Origin of the sequence: Collinsella sp. AM42-18AC (genome assembly GCF_003467965.1) — a bacterium.
In the GTDB taxonomy this organism is placed as follows: Bacteria; Actinomycetota; Coriobacteriia; order Coriobacteriales; family Coriobacteriaceae; genus Collinsella.
Genome location: NZ_QSFY01000004.1, coordinates 58213 through 73413, shown reverse-complemented (window position 1 = coordinate 73413; position 15201 = coordinate 58213). Strand labels below are relative to the sequence as shown.

The 15201-nt window shown below is 60.8% G+C and carries 17 protein-coding genes; 13 read left to right on the top strand and 4 right to left on the bottom strand.

The window, feature by feature from the left end:
* Positions 1–26: 26 nt before the first annotated feature.
* Entirely contained in the window at positions 27–2585 is a 2559-nt protein-coding gene (rlmKL, locus tag DW913_RS03625) for a bifunctional 23S rRNA (guanine(2069)-N(7))-methyltransferase RlmK/23S rRNA (guanine(2445)-N(2))-methyltransferase RlmL (protein WP_117797613.1), read from the bottom strand.
* A 251-nt stretch (positions 2586–2836) separates the two neighbouring features.
* Here rlmKL and DW913_RS10015 point away from each other — a divergent pair, with 251 nt between their 5' ends.
* Positions 2837–2986: a hypothetical protein gene (locus DW913_RS10015; RefSeq protein WP_158558713.1), complete on the top strand. Its 150-nt coding sequence runs from the start codon at positions 2837–2839 to the stop codon at positions 2984–2986.
* A 52-nt stretch (positions 2987–3038) separates the two neighbouring features.
* Here the strand turns inward: DW913_RS10015 and DW913_RS03620 are convergent, their stop codons facing one another.
* Both DW913_RS03620 and DW913_RS03615 read right to left on the bottom strand, forming a co-directional pair.
* On the bottom strand, positions 3039–3866 hold the full coding sequence (locus DW913_RS03620; RefSeq protein WP_158565247.1) for an HAD hydrolase family protein: 828 nt from the start codon (positions 3864–3866) through the stop codon (positions 3039–3041).
* Between the two features lie 49 nt (positions 3867–3915).
* Positions 3916–4779, bottom strand: coding sequence for a MurR/RpiR family transcriptional regulator (locus tag DW913_RS03615; RefSeq protein ID WP_117635579.1), 864 nt, complete (start codon positions 4777–4779; stop codon positions 3916–3918).
* Between the two features lie 300 nt (positions 4780–5079).
* Here DW913_RS03615 and DW913_RS03610 point away from each other — a divergent pair, with 300 nt between their 5' ends.
* From DW913_RS03610 to DW913_RS03570, 9 genes are all read left to right on the top strand, one after another.
* Positions 5080–6279 carry an MFS transporter gene (locus DW913_RS03610; protein WP_117797612.1) on the top strand — a complete coding sequence of 400 codons (1200 nt, stop codon included), beginning with the start codon at positions 5080–5082 and terminating at the stop codon, positions 6277–6279.
* Between the two features lie 114 nt (positions 6280–6393).
* Entirely contained in the window at positions 6394–7248 is an 855-nt protein-coding gene (locus DW913_RS03605) for a class II fructose-bisphosphate aldolase (protein WP_117797611.1), read from the top strand.
* A 10-nt stretch (positions 7249–7258) separates the two neighbouring features.
* Positions 7259–7687, top strand: coding sequence for a PTS sugar transporter subunit IIA (locus DW913_RS03600; RefSeq protein ID WP_117797610.1), 429 nt, complete (start codon positions 7259–7261; stop codon positions 7685–7687).
* Positions 7688–7718: 31 nt separating this feature from the next.
* Complete coding sequence (locus tag DW913_RS03595) at positions 7719–8222, top strand: PTS sugar transporter subunit IIB (protein WP_117635575.1); 504 nt, start codon at positions 7719–7721, stop codon at positions 8220–8222.
* A 46-nt stretch (positions 8223–8268) separates the two neighbouring features.
* Complete coding sequence (locus DW913_RS03590) at positions 8269–9081, top strand: PTS sugar transporter subunit IIC (RefSeq protein ID WP_117797609.1); 813 nt, start codon at positions 8269–8271, stop codon at positions 9079–9081.
* A complete protein-coding gene (locus DW913_RS03585; protein ID WP_117797608.1) occupies positions 9078–9914 on the top strand; it encodes a PTS system mannose/fructose/sorbose family transporter subunit IID in 837 nt (278 codons plus the stop codon). The genes DW913_RS03590 and DW913_RS03585 overlap by 4 nt, the downstream gene beginning before the upstream one ends.
* Positions 9915–10011: 97 nt before the next feature.
* On the top strand, positions 10012–10956 hold the full coding sequence (locus DW913_RS03580; RefSeq protein ID WP_117797607.1) for an aldo/keto reductase: 945 nt from the start codon (positions 10012–10014) through the stop codon (positions 10954–10956).
* 2 nt (positions 10957–10958) lie between these two features.
* Positions 10959–12038 carry an alpha/beta hydrolase gene (locus DW913_RS03575; RefSeq protein WP_117797606.1) on the top strand — a complete coding sequence of 360 codons (1080 nt, stop codon included), beginning with the start codon at positions 10959–10961 and terminating at the stop codon, positions 12036–12038.
* 113 nt (positions 12039–12151) lie between these two features.
* On the top strand, positions 12152–12460 hold the full coding sequence (locus DW913_RS03570; protein ID WP_304650754.1) for an HAD family hydrolase: 309 nt from the start codon (positions 12152–12154) through the stop codon (positions 12458–12460).
* 47 nt (positions 12461–12507) lie between these two features.
* Here the strand turns inward: DW913_RS03570 and DW913_RS03565 are convergent, their stop codons facing one another.
* A complete protein-coding gene (locus DW913_RS03565; protein ID WP_158566183.1) occupies positions 12508–13299 on the bottom strand; it encodes a DeoR/GlpR family DNA-binding transcription regulator in 792 nt (263 codons plus the stop codon).
* 348 nt (positions 13300–13647) lie between these two features.
* On the opposite strand from DW913_RS03565, the gene DW913_RS03560 reads away from it, so the two are divergent.
* From DW913_RS03560 to DW913_RS03550, 3 genes are all read left to right on the top strand, one after another.
* Entirely contained in the window at positions 13648–14358 is a 711-nt protein-coding gene (locus DW913_RS03560; protein ID WP_117564350.1) for a transaldolase, read from the top strand.
* Positions 14359–14367: 9 nt separating this feature from the next.
* The gene (locus tag DW913_RS03555; RefSeq protein WP_117564351.1) at positions 14368–14814 is read left to right on the top strand and encodes a PTS sugar transporter subunit IIA; all 447 of its coding nucleotides are present in this window, start codon (positions 14368–14370) and stop codon (positions 14812–14814) included.
* A 75-nt stretch (positions 14815–14889) separates the two neighbouring features.
* Positions 14890–15165, top strand: coding sequence for a PTS sugar transporter subunit IIB (locus tag DW913_RS03550; protein WP_022094539.1), 276 nt, complete (start codon positions 14890–14892; stop codon positions 15163–15165).
* Positions 15166–15201: the final 36 nt, after the last annotated feature.

Below are 15201 nucleotides of genomic sequence, written 5' to 3'. Positions count from 1 at the left end.
CAGTCCGTATTCCACCGCAACTTTGTTTACTTGTCCTTGGGCTTGCTGGCGTAGAACTTTTTCTTTTTAGGTTTGCCGGCGGGGGAGGGTTTGCCGGCAAAGTTGGACTTGCCGTTGCCGGCCTGCGCGTGCGCGGGCGCTGTTGCGCGAGGCTTACGGGCCTCGGGGTTGCGCAGCTCCTCGGTTCGCTCGGCAATCTCCTCAGCGCTAAAGCCGACTTCGGCCATGGCGTCCTCGATGGGCAGGCGGCGCACGATATAGCAATGGTGCACCTTCTGGTTGCGCGCGAAATCCTCGGGGATGGTCTGCGCCGTAATGTCCTCCAGCACGACGCCCGCTCGCGCGAGCTTGCGCGTCTCGGGGCGGAAGCCGCGCAGGTTGCAGCTAAAGATGGCGTGCCCGCCCTGTGCGAGCAGGCGCGATACGCCGGCCAAAAGCTCAACATGGTCGCGCTGGACATCCCAGGTACGGCGGCCCATCTTGGACGAGTTCGAGAACGTGGGCGGGTCGACAAAGATCAGGTCCCAGCGGTTGCGCGTCTGGCGCTGGTCGCGAATCCAGGCGAGCACGTCGTCGCGCACAAAATGATGCTGCGGGCCAACAAAGCCGTTCTGGCGCATGTTGCGCTCGGCCCAGTCCAGATAGGTGTTGGAAAGGTCGACCGTCACGGTCTCCTCGACGCCGCCATCGGCCGCGTAGCAGGTGGCAGTGCCGGTGTAGGCAAACAGGTTGAGGAAGCGGCGCGCCTGCTTGGCGTGCTCGCGCACCAGGTTGCGCGTGACGCGATGATCCAGGAAGATGCCCACATCCAAATAGTCGTCAAAGTTGACGGCAAAGGTGAGTCCGCCCTCTTCGATGAGCGGGAGGCGACGGCGCGCGATGTTGGCGCGCTCGCCCGGGCCGCCCTTGCCGGCGCCCTGCTTGCCGTACTGCGAGCCGCCGCGCGAACGCATGCGGGCCTTAGCGTGCACGTGCTCGGCCGGAACATCCAGGATGCGCGGCGCGATGGCCAAGATGTCGAGCATGCGGGCCTGGGCCAGCGCAGGATCGATGGTCTTGGGTGCGGCGTACTCGGCGATGACGAGCCAGCGACCCGGCGTCTGCGGGCAGCCCTCGTACAGATCGATGGCGGCGGAGTAATCGGGCAGGTCGGCATCATAGACGCGGTAGCAGCTCACGCCCTCGCGCTTGGCCCACTTGCGGCGCAGACGGGCATTCTTGCGCAGGCGGTTGGCGAACTGCTCGGACTCCGGGATGAGCACGGGCAGCGGCTTGCCATCGCCCAAGTCGAGCGTGGCGGCAGGTTCGGACATGGGGGTGTTGGCGGCTTCGTCTTCGGCGTCCGCGGTCTGCTCCTCGGCATCTGCGCTGGTCGCAGCTTCAAACGCCGCGGCAGCATGATCGAGCGAGGGCCAAACCTCAATAGTCGCCTCTTCGTTGTTGGGCATGACGGCGATGGAGCGCGCGGGCTCGGCATGGAGCGCACGGGCCATAAGGCCATCGCGGGTGAGTGCGGCGACCGGTGCCGAAGCGAGCTCGGGCGCGCGGCGCAGCTCGCCGACCAGCGTCATGGCGTCGTGCATGAGCGAAAGCGGGGTCTCGGTGGTGTCTGCGACCACGGCGGCACCGGCGACGGCGCCCGCATGGTCCAGCACGGTGGCGGGCTTGGCGGCACAAAAGTTGACAAAACGCTTGTAGCCGGCGCACTTGACCATGCGCTCGGCAGTCTTGCGGGCGGCGGGGTCGATGTCTACGGCCACGATGCGCGCCTGGCGCTCGCGCGCTGCCGCTTCGCGCTCGCGCGCCTCGGCAAGCAGCTGCTCCCACAGGGCGGCGTCGTGCAGCTGCCAGCCCTCAAAGCCCCGGCGCTCGCGTGTGGCGCCCGGGGCGCGGTCGGTCAGAATGTTCACGGCTTCCAGCAACAGGCCGCCGCCGGCGCACGAGGCATCGATTAGCGTGGGAAGGGCTTCATCCTCGTAATCATCGGCCGTCAGCTCGCGCTCGCACAGTGCGGTCCAGCCGACCTGCGCCAGCACCAGGGCGGCGTAGTCGGGGCGCAGCACGTGCGCGCCCTCGCCGGCGCGGGTCGCTGCGGGCGGCAGGCGTTTGAACAGCGGGTCGCCCGAAAGGTCCAGGCTTATGCTCGCGCGGCGCTGACGCAGCGAAAGCAGCAGGTGAACGTCGGGATCGGCGGCATTGACGTCGGCGCGGCGACCCGTGGCCTCGGCCAGGCGGTCACACAGCGCGTCCTTGGCGCGCAGAGCCGAGAAGCGCGTGTTGCGCAGCTGCTCGGTCACGCCGCGGGCGGTGATGGCGATGGTGGCGCCGGGGCGGACGATGTTCTCCCAGGCGATGTCGTAAACGCCGTCGTACAACTCATCGGCGTCCTGTGCCTCAAAGCGCCCAAGCACCACAAACACGCGGCTGGTCAGGCGCGACCACAGACAGGCGCGGTAGCCTTCTTCGAGCTCGCCCTCAAACGTAGCGCGGCCCTTCAGGCGGCGGACATGCGAAAGCCCGAGCCGTTTAAGCTCGTCGGCGAGTGCGGACTCAAAGCCCTCGGGGCAGCTTGCGTAAAATTCCATGGGTGACCTCTCTGATTGCGTCGCTCCATTATATGATGGATGCTTCGTTTGCCATCGCCCCCGAAAGGAACCCATATGATTGATGCGTGCCCCTTGATTCCCATTTTCATTGCAACAGCCTCAGGACTCGGGGCCTCGCACAGGCTCCCGCCGCCTTACAGAACTGAAAGCTGGGCGTAGGGCAAATCCATGGCACGTGACCTGCGATTGCTCGGCCATAGATGGCGTAATCGAGGCTAAGGGAGGGCATCATGCGCAAGGGAAACGAGAGCTGGTTCTGGCACGCGAACGACATGGTGGTGGCGGGCGACATGAACCCCGTGGTCCGCGTCCTGTGGGCCGCGCTCATCGTAGGCATCGGCGTCGCGACGATGGCCACGCTCTGGATCGTCACGAGGTAGCGCGCCACGAACGGATGACGAGGCACGCGGCGCATGCCACGCTGGCGGAACCCTAGCCTCGCTGCTGGACAATCTGTTCGATGAGCTTCGCGACGGAGTCCTCGGCTGCGTTCCCGATCAGGTGATGGGCCGCGGCCTTCGCCTCTGGCATCGCGCCCGCGACTGCGTAGGAGTTCGGCACCTTATCGAGGAGCGTCACGTCGTTTTCCGAGTCTCCGATAAAAGCGACCTCGTCCAGCGTGACCCCAAGGCTGCCGAGAAGCGCGTCGAGTCCGTTTACCTTGCTCCAGCCAGCCGGAACAACATCGAGGAAGAATGGGACGGGCGAGGGGAAATCAAGTTCTGGGCAGGCTTCCTTGCATCGACTCCGAACGACTTCCGTCGGGGCGGAGCTGACATTGACGAAGATGCCGGCGGTTATGACGTCACGGTTCGTGGGCACGTCTCCGAGCGCCATGTCTCTTCCGGAGTCCTTAACGACTTCCAAGGCGAATTCGTCGCCAGGCTCGACGGCGCAGAGGAACTGCTCGCAGCGCTTGCCTGTCTCATCGACATCGGCGACTAGCCAGAGTGACGTCCCCGCGTAGGGGCGTACAGCGCTATCGAGCTTGACGAGGGCCTCCGTCGAGAGCGTCTTTTTGAACACGAGTTCGCCGCTGGAGAAGACCTTCTTTCCGTTGGCCATGATGCCGGTCGAGAAACAGCGCGCGTCGCCGTCAAAGGCATCGGCCAGGTCGGCGTAGTCGCGCCCGCTTGCGGGGCCGAACGCGATGCCCGCATCGAGCGCCGAAAGAATCGCGCTGTGCGTGCGCTCCGATACGACCCTTGAGCCAAACGGCAACAGGGTCCCATCCATGTCTGCGAGGATGAGCTTTATCAAGGGGTCCTCCCGTTTCGGTCTGGGCATCGGTGCGTCGGCGTGCGTCGTCCTAGCTGTATTGCTTGTCTCCCATGAGATTCTTCGAGATGATCCTGTTAAACTCTACCGGGTCATCCCAGCAAGAGGTCAGGAAGAGGAACAGCAGCTCGATGACGAAGTTGATCGAGCTGTGCGAGAAGGCGATCTCGGTTCCGGTGATGGCCTGATCTCGCGAGATGGCTCGGATGATATGCGTGGCACGCTTCGCGAGCGGCGTATCCGGGTTGTCTGTGATCATGATGATGGGGGTGTTCGAATCCTCGGCAGAGTCGAATATGTTGACGAGGCGCTTCGAGTATCCGGACGTCGAAATGACGAGCAGAACGTCATTCTCCTTGAGGCTGGTTGCGACGGAGACCATGGCTTCGGTGGTACTGGGGCAAAACGCTCTGACTCCAACCTGCGAGAGCTTGAACGCCGCGTTTACGCCCATGTTAATCGAGTTGCCGACGCCCGCGATCAGGACGAGGTTGGCGTTGTGGAGCAGATTGACGACTGCCGAAAAGTCATCGGAGTCAATGAGCGAGGCGGTTTGGGAGAGCTCCTTGACCTTGTGAGACAGGACGTACTTGATGGAGCCCTCGACGTCGTCCAGAGTAATCCTGCCGTCCGTGGCCTTTTCTTCGCCGGATGCCCTGCTGATGGATATGCCGAGCGCCAGACGCATGTCCGAATAGGTTCGGTAGTCAAGCGTCCTTGCGAATCTCGAAACAGACGCCGGTGACGTACCGGTTTCTGCGGCGAGTTCGCGGACGGTCATCGTTGCGACATCCGACGGGTGGTCGAGCACATACGTTGCGATTGCCTTCTCCGAGGGGGATAGGCTGCTCATGACCGCGCAGATGTGGCTGAGCACATCCCCTGTCTTATCCATGGTTACTCCTTGGTCCTAGCTTGCTTTGTATCTTAGGTCAAGAGAGGTGAAAATTAAGCAAAATGTTTCATCAGCGGTGAAATAGCGTTTCACCGCTGATTTCCTACCGTTCGCGGTAAATCGGTACTTCCTCGGCGCAATCTCAGCTTGAGCTGCTATCTTATGAGTCGTGAAACAACGGCACGAAAACGATGAAACAACAGAACATTGTTTCAACGCCTCGCAACTCCGTTTCACGCTAGATGGTGGATCACTTCGAAGCCCAGACAGGCACCCGGCGAGCAAGAAGGGAGAAGCACGATGCACAACGCCAGGACAAACGCAAGCATGACTTCGCTGTTCTTCGCGAACGTACTCTACTGGGTCTGCGCGGGCGTGTACTCGCCGTTTCTCTCCGCTCACTACACGAGCCTCGGCCTCAGCGCGGCCCAGACCGGCATCCTCCTCGCGGCGACCCCGGTGTGTGCGCTCGCCATCCAGCCGCTCTGGTCGACGATCGCCGACAAGCTCGGGCGCCGCCGCGCGGTCATCGTGGCCCTCTGCCTTGCGGCGGCGGTACTCGCTCCGCTGTATTACCTGGCGTCGACGTTCGTCCCGGTCCTTCTCGTAACCTTTGCATTCTCGGCGTTTTTCTCGGGGCTCCTGCCCCTGAGCGACTCCCTCGTCATCGAGCTCGCGGATCGCTCTGGCCTGGACTTTTCTCGCATTCGCATGGGTGGCACCATCGGCTACGCCATCGTCGTCCTGATCGTCGGCTGGCTGCTTGACGTGGCTCCTCAAATCCAGTTCGCGGTGGTCTCCGCCGCGCTGGTGACCTTCGCGGCTCACATGTGGCGCCTCCCCGAGGCGGGAGTTCGCGCCAATGCTGCGGACGATCCCAAGGTCTCCCACGGAAAGGGCCTCCTCTCGCTGTTCACCAGCAACGAGATCGCATTCGTCTTGGTCTTCGCCTTCATCAGCTCGGCCGCGATTGGCTTCATCGGGGCGTTCTTGGGCCGCTACGCGGTCGAGCTTGGCGAGGGTCAGAACCTCGTGGGCGTCCTGAGCGCGGTCTCCGCTGCGAGCGAGATCCCCATCCTGCTCGTCTCCTCCAAGCTGGTCAGGCGCTTCGGCGAGATGAACCTCCTGATCTTTTCCTGCTTCATGGCGGCTCTCAGGCTCGTGCTCGTGGGCACCGGCATCGTCCCGGTCATGATCTGCGGACAGCTGCTGCAGAGCGTGAGTTACATGACCGTTTACTACTCCTGCGTTACCTACATTGCCAACCACACCTACGAGGATTGTCGCGCTCGAGGTCAGAGCGCCTTCGCGATGGTCCAGAGCGGTCTGTCCGTCGTGGTTGCGAACTTGTTTGGCGGTTGGGCGTGCGACGCGCTCGGCACGCACGCGGGTTTCCTGGCCTTCGCCCTCGTTTCAACGATTGCTGCGGTCGTTGCTCTTGTGACGTACGTGCTGTGGCGTAGAAGCGCGGCGCCACAGCCTGAGGAGGCGGCCGCATAGGCTCCACCGCGCTTCGCAAGCGCCTGCCTGCCTCGCGCTTCGCTTCGTGTTCAACCAGCTGACGAGCTGAGAACTGTCCGATCCAATGATTATCCAGGTGAAAGGAAGATAAAGATGTCTCTCATCAAGGTCAACGAGCTTCTTCAACATGCGACCGAGCACCACTATGGCGTGTCCGCGATCAACGTCATCAACACGGAGACCATCCGTTATGCGATCCAGGCCGCCGAGGATGAGCACATGCCCATCATCATCCAGTATTGGCCCGGCTTCGAGGACCACTGCGCCCTCGACATCATCGCCTTCGCCGCCCGCTATTACGCCGAGCGCGCGAGTGTGCCCGTCGCCGTCCACCAGGATCACTCCGCTGGTTACGAGATCGCCGTCAAGGGCGTCAAGGCCGGCTTCCCCTCCGTCATGGTCGACGGTTCCTCACTTCCCTATGAGGAGAACTTCCAGCTCACGAAGGACGTCGTCCAGGTCGCCAAGATCTTCGACGTCGACATCGAGGCCGAGCTCGGCCATGTCGGTAACGGCTCCGACGCCAACGATTTCGTGAACAGCGACCACTACACCGACCCGAACCTCGCCGAGGAGTTCGTCGAGGGCACCGGTTGCGGCTCGCTCGCCATCGCCGTCGGCAATGCCCACGGCCCCTACGTCAAGGTCCCGAACCTCGACATGGAGCGCATCAAGGCCTGCAGGGAGGCCGTCAGCGTTCCCCTTGTCATGCACGGATGTTCCGACATCCCCGACGAGCAGCTCCAGGAGGCCGTGAACCTCGGCATGAGTAAGTTCAACATCGCCACGGAGTACTTCCGTTCCATGTACCGCGCCTTCGAGAAGGACATCAACTCCGGTAAGAACGACGGCAACGGCGTTGGCCTCCTGATGGACGCCGCCCCCGACATGCGCGCGTTCGTCGCCAGTAAGATCCAGCTTCTGAACCCCAACCACTATTCGCTCTAGGAGAGACTCGATGAAGAAGGTTCTTGTCGCGTCGCACGGCCACCTCGCAAGCGGAATCAGGAGCTCGATCGAGATTCTGACCGGCATGGCGGACATGGTGGAGGCAGTTGACTGCTACGTGGACGATTCCGATTTCACCCCTCGCATCCAGGCCTTTATTGACTCGGTGGGCCCTGAGGACGAGGCCGTCATCTTCACCGACATCTACGGTGGCTCCGTCTTCCAGAAAGTCGTCCTCATGGAGCCGGAGAAGCGCGGAATCGTCCACGTCACCGGTATGAACCTCGGCCTCGTGATCGAGACGCTCCTCGGCGCCGAGCCGGTCACGGCAGATTCGATCAAGCAGAGCGTCAAGCTGGCGAGGGCGACGATGCAGGTCGTCGAGCCTCCGAGCAAGGCCGCGGACAACGAGGAGTCCGAGGGAGACTTCTTTGATTAGAGAGTACTAACAAGCAGGGAGAGAGGAAACAATGATTGTACAGGTTCGAGTCGATGACCGTCTGATTCACGGACAGGTCGCCCTGGTGTGGACCAAGGAGCTCAACACCACCAGGATCATCGTCGCCAACAAGCACGCCGTGGAGAGCGATGCCCTTCGCATGACGCTTTCCATGGGTACGCCGGCGGGCCAGAAGCTCCTCGTCAAGGATGTTCCGGATGCCTGTCGCATCGCGAACGATCCGCGTGCGGACTCCATGCGCATCTTCGCGCTCACCAACTGCGTGCGTGACGTGCTTGAGCTCGTTAAGGGCGCACCGGGCAAGATCGAGGGCGTGAACGTTGCCAATGTCGGCCGCTTCGACAAGTCCGATCCGGATAGCAAGGTCGCCCTCAACTCCACGATCATGCTCAACCCGGATGAGCTCGAGGCCGCGAAGGAGCTTTGCGAGCAGGGTATTCCGGTTTTCCATCAGCTTATCCCATCCAATCCCAAGACTCCTCTCAAGAGTCTGATCGAGGCGGCGGGGAAATAAGGGGATTTGGCCAGGCGGCCAAATGAAATGAAAGAAAGGAAGTCAAATGATTGGGTTGGCATTAATGGCCTGGTTGACCGTGCTGATTTGCTACGGCGGCAACTGGGTTCTCGGTCAGTGCATGATCGAGCGTCCTCTCGTGGTGGGCCTCGTTGCGGGCCTCCTGATGGGCGACGTCAAGACCGGTGTTATCATCGGTGCCTCTCTCGAGGCGATCTTCATGGGCGCGGTTAACATCGGTGGCGCTATCTCCGCCGAGCCCGTTACTGCGACCGCCCTCGCCGTCGCCTTCACCGTTGGCGCCGGCATCGACCAGGGTGCCGCTATCACGCTGGCCGTTCCCGTGGGTGTCGTCACCGCGTTCCTCTCGATCTTCATGAACAACGTGTTCCTTGCGTTCTTCGCCGCCACCTTTGACAAGATGGCCGCCGAGGGCAACGAGAAGGGCCTCGCGCTTCAGCACTTCGTTCTCTGGTTCGTTAAGTACGCTGCCTTTGGCCTCATCGCCTTCCTCGGCGTTTACCTCGGCGCTGAGCCCGTTGCCGCCATCGTTAACCAGATTCCGGCCAATGTCATGAACGGCCTCAACGCCGTGGGCGCCCTCCTGCCCGCCGTTGGTATGGCGCTCCTGCTCCAGATGCTGTGGAGCACCGAGCTTAGCATCTACTTCTTCCTGGGCTTCACGCTCTACCAGTACCTCGGTCTCCCGATGATCGCCATCGCGGTTCTCGGTGTCATCATCGCGGTGGCCTCCGCCCTCCGCGACAAGGAGATCTTAGATCTCACCAAGAAGGGCATAGCCGCCCAGGCCGTTTCCGGCGACTCTGCAACCAGCGACGAGGAGGATTTCTTCGCATGAGCAACCTGACCAAGAATGTGAGCCCTGAAGACAAGAAGATGCTCAACAGCATTTTCCTGCGCTCCTTCTCCGTGTTCGCCTCCTGCGCCGGCGGTTCCGTCAAGGCTGGCGCCGACGGCTGGCTGTACTCCGTCCAGCCCGCGCTTAACCGCTACTACGCCGATGACCCCGAGGCCCGTGCCGACGCCATGAAGCGTCACACGACTTGGTACAACATTACCCAGAACGTCGGCACGTTCGCCATGGGCCTCGTCGCCTCCATGGAGAGGGAGAACTCGCGGCACGAAGACTTCGACACCGAGTCCATCGACGGTATCAAGGTCTCCCTGATGGGCCCGATGTCCGGCATCGGCGACGCAATCTTCTGGGGCGTCTTGCGTGTTATCGCCGCCGGCATCGGAATCAACCTCGCCATGAGCGGCTCGCCCCTCGGCGCGATCATGTTCCTGCTGATCTACAACATCCCGTCGATCCTCTGCCGATACTTCATGACCTACCTCGGCTTCAGCATGGGCACCAACTTCATCTCCGAGATGTACGAGGGTGGCCTCATGAAGCTCATCACCAAGGCGACCTCCACGATCGGCCTCGTGATGATCGGCGCCATGACTGCGGCGAACGTCCAATTCAACACGATCCTGTCCATTCCGGTTCAAGACTCCGACCCCGTCATGATCCAGACCTACCTCGACTCGATCTTCAAGGGCATCGTGCCCCTGGGACTTACTCTCGTCGTCCTCTGGCTCCTGCGCAAGAAGAACGTGAACGTCAACATCATCCTGGTCGGCATCATGGTTCTGGCGCTCGTCCTCGGCCTCGTGGGCATCGTATAAGGCGGTTTCCGGATCATTCGAAGCCTGTTCAAGGCAATTCCTGGCGGCACGCGATCGAGGACATTCGACGCGTGCCGCCCCATTAGAAGGAGAGAATATGCGCTACACGCACCTCAAGAACTCCGACGTTGACGTCTCCCAGCTCGCCGTGGGCACCTGGGCGATCGGCGGCGACTCCTTTGGTGAGAACGATGACGCCGCCAGCATGTCCGCCATCCGCACCATGCTCGATCACGGCGTCAACCTCATTGACACCGCGCCGTGCTATGGCAACGGCACGTCCGAGAAGGTCGTCGGCAACGCGCTCAGGGGCATCGACCGAGAGAGCTACCTGCTCTCGACTAAGGTTGGCCTGATCACCAGCGCCGCCGGCTATGACCGCGACTCCTCGTTCAAGAACATCATGAGGGAGGTCGAGAGCTCGCTGCGCAACCTCCGCACCGACTACATCGATTTCTACTTCGTGCACTGGCCCGACGCTAAGACCCCGTTCTCCGAGACGATGTGCGCCCTCCAGCTCCTCAAGGAGCAGGGCAAGATTCGCCACATCGGCGTCTCCAACTTCACGACCGAGATGATCGAGGAGTGCGAGAAGGTCGCTCAGATTGATGTCCAGCAGCCGCCCTACTCTATGGTTGACCGCTCCTCCGAGGACCTCATCAAGTGGGGCTACGAGCGTGGCATCGACTCCTTCACCTATGGCTCCCTTGGCGCAGGCATCCTGTCGGGCAAGTTCCGCGCGCTGCCGAAGTTCGAGGAGGGCGACGTCCGCGCCGGCTTCTACGACTACTTCCAGGAGCCCAAGTTCTCTCGCGTCCAGGAGCTGCTCAAGGTCATGGACGAGATAGCCGAGGCTCACGACAAACCCGTGGCACAGGTCGCCGTGAACTGGAGCACCCAGAAGGAGTACGTTGGCACCGCGCTCGTTGGCGTGCGCACGGACGCCCACGCGGTTCAGAACTGCGAGACGTTCGAGTGGGAGCTTTCCGCCGATGAGATGGCCAAGCTTGATGCCAAGCTTGACGAGCTGAAGATCGGCTAGCCATGGGCGCCGAGGAGAGAAAGTACCCCACTTCCGAGCTTGAAGTCCTTGAGCGTGGAGCTAGGGAGGTCGTCGAGCCTAATGGGCTGAAGCTCCTACTGAAGCCCGTGCCGGGAGATGAGCGCGAGCACGTGCTCGATCCGCGCGTCTATGCGCGCGCCCACGCGAAGCTCGCTGCTGGTCCGGCGCCGGCGGGGCCGGTGGACGTGATCGCGTGGCGCTCCGCGCCCAACAAGGAGACCCATGTCGTGAGGGGCGCGGGTGTTGCCAAGAAGACCGTCGTCATGAATTTTGGCGACAGGGGCATTCCCCTGCACGTCTTCACGCCCGAGAGCCACGAGAGCGGTTCTGCCGCGCTCGTGTTCATCCATGGCGGCGGCTTTATGGTTGGCAACATCGGCCAGTACGAGAACTGCCTGCGCGACATCGCGGAGCGAACGGGTTGTGTTGCGGTCTACCCCGAGTACCGCCTGTCTCCCGAAACGATGTTTCCCGGTGGCGTCGAGGACTGCGTGAAGACGCTCGGCTGGCTTGTCGAGCATGCGGATGAGCTGGGTGTTGACGCGACGCGGATCGCCGTGGCTGGCGACTCCGCGGGCGGAAGCCTGACCAACGCCGTCGTCCTCGACGGGTCCCATGTGGACAGGATCAAGCTCGTGGCCGAGCTGTATCCGCTCGTCGACGGCGGCCCCGTTCCGGAGGAATGGTCCTATGACCTCTATGAGATTGTGAACGACCAGAGGATCGAGGCTTTGAGCAGGGTGGATCGCATTCGCAATGCCAATGATGACCTGCCGCTGATGTACACCAACGGCAATGCGGAGGAGATGCTCGACCCGAGGGTGTCTGCCCTGTTCGCGGAGGACGTGAGCGCGTTCCCCCGCACGGTCATCATCTCTTCCGAGTATGACTACCTGCGCTATCAGGATGAGCTGTTCGCGAAGAGGCTGCAGGATGCGGGCGTTGATGTCACCGCGATTCGCTATCGCGGCTGCGACCACGGCTTCTTCGAGATGTACGGCGTGATGCCTCAGGCTGAGGACGTCTGCCGCGTCATCTCCGAGGAGCTTGCGAAGATCTAGAGGTTCGTCGCGGTGGCCTCCTGGACGAGTGACGGTCCGGCGGGATGCTAGGTGCGTCCCGCCGGACCTTTGCGTTGGCGGGCACGTGTGGGGTTTGCCTCGGCGGTGCCGGATTGACTGGGAGACGCGTTTACCGCCGAGCTTCCAAGCGAGCCCAGCAAGCAAACCGCGAGCTGAGCCCCAAGGGCATCGACAAGGGCGTGGGCGTGGCGCGAGCGCTGGCGTATCTGGGCCGCGAGGGAAATGCGCGCACTTTTGGCTTCGGCGATTCGGGCAACGACCTGGGCATGCTCGCCGCCGTCGAGACGGCTGTTGCCATGGGCAACGCCATGCCCGAGGTCAAGGCGGTCGCCAACTACGTGACCGACGACGTCGCACACGACGGTACCGTTACCGCCATGCGCCACTTTGGGTTGATCTAATAAATGGCCGGGTCGCCTGCAGTGGGGGGGCGACCCGGCCATTTGAGCTATTTTTCAATATAGAGCTTGGGATGGCTGCGACTGCTCTCGATCGCCGCCGTCATGATGCCCTCGTCGTCTCCATCAACGATGATGCCATCGAGGTCATCGATCTGCGCGGACTGATAAAAACTGGTCTTGTTGAACTTTCCCTGGTCAACCATCATGTAGCCCTGGTTTGAGTTGGTTAGGTACAAATGCTTGATCATGGCCGAGAAGTCGTGCTCGACGGTAAAACCGTGGTCGGGGTGGAATCCGTCGGCACTGACAAACGCCTTATCGGCATGTAGTTTGCTCATGCAGTCGAGCGTTAGTGCGCCCGCGAGATAGAGGTGGCCCTTACGCACGGAGCCGCCCAGCAGCACTACTGAAGCATTGGGGAGATTGAAGCTGGCGTAGTTCGCGATTGCAAGATCGCCGGTGATAATGGTGATCTCACGCTTGTCCATGAGGGCCTTAGCGAAGTAAAAGCCTGTGGTGCCGATATCAATTACCAGAACATCGCCATCATCAACAAGAGTTGCTGCGGTTGCGGCGATGGCCTCCTTGGCCTCGACTTGGACATTGATGCGCTCCTCGGGATACGAGATTGCGTTGGAGCGAGAAAGCGACACCGCTCCGCCGCGTACGCGACGCAGCTTGCCTTCGGATTCCAGCGAGACGAGGTCGTGTCGCGCGGTGACTTCCGAAACCGAAAAACGGCGAACGATGTCGGATACCGAGATATTTGGCTTTTCGGCCAGCCAATTCATGATAAATCTCTGACGCTCGGCCGGTGAAAGGTCTGAAGTAGATGCCATATACCGCTCCTTTTGAACAAAAGGCAAAAGATGCGCCTTTCGTAATCGAAATATAACGTATCGATATGAAAAGAACAAGGCAAAATCGAATGAATCAAATGAACGGAATGACATGCCCCAAATTCATGTATAGCAGATAGTTCACACGTAGACGGGCTATAAAGAGTCTCATTCTGAAGGTGCCGCCCAAAAGAAGTACGTTTACACCCGATATTCGACCGTTCACGGAAAGTTGACAATTGAGCTTTCGATAGCTTTTGAAATGGTTTATAAAAGAAAACCGAAAAGCTTTTGAAACAAAGAAGAAGGCTTTCGATAGCAATAGTGCTAGATGAGAAAGGACCGAACATGGCGATTAAGGTGTTTGCCGACGGCGCTAACCTCGAAGGCATGCTTGACATGCATGACAATGGCAACGTTCAGGGCTTCACGACCAATCCTTCCCTTATGAAGGCCGGTGGCGTGACTGACTATCGCGCTTTTGCCAAGACGGTTCTTGAGCACATTACCGATGTGTCGGTTTCTTTTGAGGTGTTCGCCGACGACGAGGCTGGTATGGAAGCCGAGGCTCGCGAGATTGCAACCTGGGCAGACAACGTCTACGTTAAGATCCCGGCGCTCAACACCAAGGGCGAGTCCACTGCCGCGCTGGTCAAGCGCCTTTCTGCCGACGGCATCAAGGTGAATGTCACCACGATCTTCACGCCCGAGCAGGTCGACGAGTTTGTCGATGCCGTCTCTGCCGAGACCCCCTCTATTCTGTCCATCTTCGCCGGTCGCATTGCCGATACCGGCGTCGATCCGCTGCCCCTCATGGCGGAGTCCGTAAAGAAGGCTGCCGTTAAGCCTGCTGCCGAGGTTCTCTGGGCGTCTACGCGCGAGGTCCTCAATATCTTCCAGGCGGAGTCCGTTGGATGCCAGATCATTACGGTCCCCAATGCCCTTCTTGCCAAGCGCAAGAATTTCGGGAAAGATTTGCTTGAGTACTCGCTTGATACGGTCAAGGGCTTTGCCCGCGACATTCAGGCGCTTGGTTTTCATATCCTGCCCGAGGAGTAGGGGACGAGCATGCTGACCGATCTTCTTAAGCCCGAGCTTGTTGCCTGCCACGTCGAGGCCTCCGACTGGGAGGAAGCGATCAAGGCATGCGGTAAGTTGCTCGTAGACGCTGGCAAATGCGACCAGAGCTATGTTGACGCCATGATTTCATCGGTTCACAAATTCGGCCCCTATATGGTCTTGGAAGAGGGCATCGCCATGCCCCACGCTCAGGCAGATGGCAATGTGAGTGAAGCGGGGATCTGTATCGTCACGCTTGACCCTGCCATTGCGTTTGGACACGAGGATTTCGATCCGGTTCACGTGCTCGTGGGTATTTGCGCACCCGACCCCAAGGCTCATCTTGGCTGCTTGGCGGAGCTTTCGCAGATGTTCGAGGACGAGGACTGCGTTGCCAAGCTCAGCGCATGCGATACGCCCGAGCAGGTTTTGGAGACCATGCGTTCATTCTTTTAGGCCTTAATGGCACGGCGATGCGTCGCCGCTTTTGGATAGACGGAAAACCGTCACGTGTAGGAGAGGAAGGTTGCCATGCATATCATCACCGTATGCGGAAACGGCATCGGGTCCAGCCTGATGCTCGCTGGCAAAGTCGAGGAGCTTTGCGAGGAGGAGGGCATCAAGGCCGACGTTGAGTCTATGGACCTGAACGGTGCTTCTTCCGCAAATCCGGATCTGTTCATCACCGTTAAGGAACTCGCCCCCGAGCTCCACGGCAACGTCGTGATCGTTCGCAGCTATGTGAACAAGAAGAAGATCCGCGAAGACGCCCTCGAGGCAATCAAGGCGGCCGCCGCTAACGCCTAAAGCGGCACAAAAAAGGGCGGTTCCCTGTGGAAGAGG

Bases quoted from the DNA above. Each gene is read 5' to 3' on its own strand.
- rlmKL (WP_117797613.1), bottom strand. From the start codon at position 2,585: ATGGAATTTTACGCAAGCTGCCCCGAGGGCTTTGAGTCCGCACTCGCC.
- DW913_RS10015 (WP_158558713.1), top strand. From the start codon at position 2,837: ATGCGCAAGGGAAACGAGAGCTGGTTCTGGCACGCGAACGACATGGTG.
- DW913_RS03615 (WP_117635579.1), bottom strand. From the start codon at position 4,779: ATGGATAAGACAGGGGATGTGCTCAGCCACATCTGCGCGGTCATGAGC.
- DW913_RS03610 (WP_117797612.1), top strand. From the start codon at position 5,080: ATGCACAACGCCAGGACAAACGCAAGCATGACTTCGCTGTTCTTCGCG.
- DW913_RS03605 (WP_117797611.1), top strand. From the start codon at position 6,394: ATGTCTCTCATCAAGGTCAACGAGCTTCTTCAACATGCGACCGAGCAC.
- DW913_RS03600 (WP_117797610.1), top strand. From the start codon at position 7,259: ATGAAGAAGGTTCTTGTCGCGTCGCACGGCCACCTCGCAAGCGGAATC.
- DW913_RS03595 (WP_117635575.1), top strand. From the start codon at position 7,719: ATGATTGTACAGGTTCGAGTCGATGACCGTCTGATTCACGGACAGGTC.
- DW913_RS03590 (WP_117797609.1), top strand. From the start codon at position 8,269: ATGATTGGGTTGGCATTAATGGCCTGGTTGACCGTGCTGATTTGCTAC.
- DW913_RS03585 (WP_117797608.1), top strand. From the start codon at position 9,078: ATGAGCAACCTGACCAAGAATGTGAGCCCTGAAGACAAGAAGATGCTC.
- DW913_RS03580 (WP_117797607.1), top strand. From the start codon at position 10,012: ATGCGCTACACGCACCTCAAGAACTCCGACGTTGACGTCTCCCAGCTC.
- DW913_RS03575 (WP_117797606.1), top strand. From the start codon at position 10,959: ATGGGCGCCGAGGAGAGAAAGTACCCCACTTCCGAGCTTGAAGTCCTT.
- DW913_RS03565 (WP_158566183.1), bottom strand. From the start codon at position 13,299: ATGGCATCTACTTCAGACCTTTCACCGGCCGAGCGTCAGAGATTTATC.
- DW913_RS03560 (WP_117564350.1), top strand. From the start codon at position 13,648: ATGGCGATTAAGGTGTTTGCCGACGGCGCTAACCTCGAAGGCATGCTT.
- DW913_RS03555 (WP_117564351.1), top strand. From the start codon at position 14,368: ATGCTGACCGATCTTCTTAAGCCCGAGCTTGTTGCCTGCCACGTCGAG.
- DW913_RS03550 (WP_022094539.1), top strand. From the start codon at position 14,890: ATGCATATCATCACCGTATGCGGAAACGGCATCGGGTCCAGCCTGATG.